The organism is Bradyrhizobium sp., assembly GCF_036009065.1.
Lineage (GTDB): Bacteria > Pseudomonadota > Alphaproteobacteria > Rhizobiales > Xanthobacteraceae > Bradyrhizobium.
Map to the genome: position 1 here is coordinate 1 of NZ_DASYMN010000325.1, position 2,650 is coordinate 2,650.

The 2,650-nt window shown below is 62.7% G+C and carries 3 protein-coding genes; all 3 read right to left on the reverse strand.

The window, feature by feature from the left end; translation table 11 throughout:
• Positions 1–160: 160 nt before the first annotated feature.
• Positions 161–388, reverse strand: coding sequence for a hypothetical protein (locus VGP39_RS20150; protein ID WP_327569854.1), 228 nt, complete (start codon positions 386–388; stop codon positions 161–163).
• Positions 385–1,161: a DUF502 domain-containing protein gene (locus VGP39_RS20155; RefSeq protein WP_327569855.1), complete on the reverse strand. Its 777-nt coding sequence runs from the start codon at positions 1,159–1,161 to the stop codon at positions 385–387. The genes VGP39_RS20150 and VGP39_RS20155 overlap by 4 nt, the downstream gene beginning before the upstream one ends.
• 102 nt (positions 1,162–1,263) lie before the next feature.
• A partial coding sequence (gene glmS, locus VGP39_RS20160) for a glutamine--fructose-6-phosphate transaminase (isomerizing) (protein ID WP_327569856.1) occupies positions 1,264–2,650 on the reverse strand: 1,387 nt, incomplete at its 5' end.

A 2,650-nucleotide genomic window follows, 5' to 3' on the forward strand; every position in this document is an offset into this window, starting at 1 on the left:
GAGACGCCGCGCAAGCGCGCGGCTCCTCAGAGTTTGTGAATCTATTCGAATTTCGACGTTTCTGCGGGTCCTAAGTCTTTGATTTGACTCATGTCGGAAAACGCAAAAATCAATAGATTCACAAGCTCTCAGGATGACGACGGTATATGTGACTACGGCTTTAAGACGAGCGATAAAATTCGTCCATCTCGTCTTCCGCCACAAAATCGGCTCGGCGCGCCGCTTCCATTCCCGCGCGTACCGCAGTTCTTTCTTCATCCGACAACCGGTACACGCCACTGCAACGCGATTCGATTTCGCGGGCGACGCCGGCAGGTTCTTCCTGATCCTGTTCCGGCCAGGCTTGAACGCGCTCCAGCAATGTTCTCGTCTCGGGATTCAACTTCAATCCACCTTCGCCGGCACCGGCTTCAGCGTCGACGCATTCGCCGCCCGTGCCGCATTCGCGGTCTCCACCAACGCTGCGATCCTTTTCTGCGGATCGGAGCCCGGCTGCACCACGCCGCAGGACATGATCAGCGTTGCGGCATCCTCCGCGCTCATCTCGACCTCGATCAGCTTGCTCTTCGGCACATAGAAGAAAAACCCGGTGGTCGGATTCGGCGCGCAGGGCAAAAATACCGAGATATGCTCGTCCTGGCCGGGAAGGCTGGCCGCGATCTCCACGCTCGGCGGCTGTGAGATCAGCACGATCGACCACATCCCCGGCGAGGGAAATTCAACGAGGCCGACCCGGCGAAAACTCGAGCCCTGTGCCGAAAACAAGGTTTCGAACACCTGCTTCAGGCCGCGATAGATCGCGCGCACCACCGGCATCCGCCCCAGCAGCTTTTCGCCGAGGTCGACCAGGGTGCGGCCGATCAGGTTCGCGGTGAGGAAGCCGAGCAGCGTCAATGCGACGACGGCAACAACCAGTCCCGAGCCGGGCAAGCCGAACGGCAAGTAGGTTTCCGGCCGGTAAGCGACGGGCACGAACGGCCGCACCAGCCCATCGACCCAGGTCACGAACCACCAGGTCAGATAGAAGGTGATCGCGATCGGGCCCGCGACGATCAGGCCGGTCAGGAAATAATTGCGGAAACGGGCCATGAAGCCGCGCGGAGGGTCCGGCGGCAGCTCACCTGGTGGAGGCATTATCGGAGGCAAGTCGTTGCGGTTCATCGAGATTCCAGGTCCGTCAAGCGCGCCGGCGCTGAATGCCAGTTAAGGCGTTCTAGCAGACTTTTGAAGGCCCGGCATGACGAAGCGGCCTGGATCGTTGGTCTATTCGACGGTGACCGACTTTGCCAGATTGCGCGGCTGGTCGACGTCGGTGCCCATGATGACGGCGGTATGATAGGCCAGCAGCTGCACCGGGATGGCGTAGACCATGGGCGTGAAGGTCGCGGCCATGTCGGGCATCACGATGGTCACCAGCGACTCGACGCTCGCCTCGGCGGCGCCCTTGGCGTCGGTCATCAGGATGATGCGGCCGCCGCGGGCCGCGACTTCCTGCATGTTGGAGACGGTTTTTTCGAACACGCGGTCATATGGCGCGATCACCACCACCGGCATGTTCTCGTCGATCAGCGCGATCGGCCCATGCTTGAGCTCGCCGGCGGCATAGCCTTCCGCGTGGATGTAGGAAATTTCCTTGAGTTTCAGCGCGCCTTCCAGCGCCAGCGGATAGCTGGTGCCGCGGCCGAGATAGAGCACGTCCTTGGATTTGGCGATGTCGCGCGCCAGTTTTTCGATTTGCGGCTCGGTGGCGAGCGCCGCCGCCATCAGGCGCGGGATTTCAACCAGGCCATGGACAAGCTTGGCCTCGTCCGCGTCGGACAATTCGCCGCGCGCCTTGCCCGCGGCCACCGCAATCGCGGCCAGCACCATCAACTGGCAGGTGAAGGCCTTGGTCGAGGCGACGCCGATCTCCGGTCCCGCCAGCGTCGGCAGCACCGTCTCGCTTTCGCGGGCGATGGTCGAGGTCGGCACGTTGACGACCGAGAGCGTATGCAGCCCCTGCTCTTTGGCGTAGCGCAGCGCCGCCAGCGTATCGGCGGTTTCGCCGGACTGCGAAATGAAGATGCCGAGGTCGCCCTTGCGCAGCGGCGCTTCGCGGTAACGGAATTCCGAGGCGACATCGAGCTCGACCGGCAGCCGGCTCAAGCGTTCGAACCAGTATTTTGCGACGTAACCGGCGTAGCTCGCGGTGCCGCAGGCGGTGATCGAGATGCGCTGGATATCGCGGAAATCGAACGGCAGGCTTGCCGGCAGCGCGACGCGCTCGGTTGCCATGTCGACATAGCGCGCCAGGGTGTGACCGGCCACTTCGGGCTGCTCGTGAATCTCCTTGGCCATGAAATGGCGATAATTTGCCTTGTCGACAAGCGACGTCGCGGGGCCGTGCTTGATCGGATCGCGATGAACGGCGTCGTTGTTCCTGTCGTAGATGGTCGCGCCGTCGCGGGTCAGCACCACCCAGTCGCCATCCTCCAGGTAGCTGATCATGTCGGTGAACGGGCCGAGCGCGATCGCGTCCGAGCCGAGATACATCTCGCCCTCGCCATGGCCGATCGCGAGCGGCGGCCCGTTGCGCGCGCCGATCAGAAGGTTGTCGTCGCCGGCAAAAATGAAGCCTAGCGCGAAAGCGCCACGCAGCCGGGACAGCGTC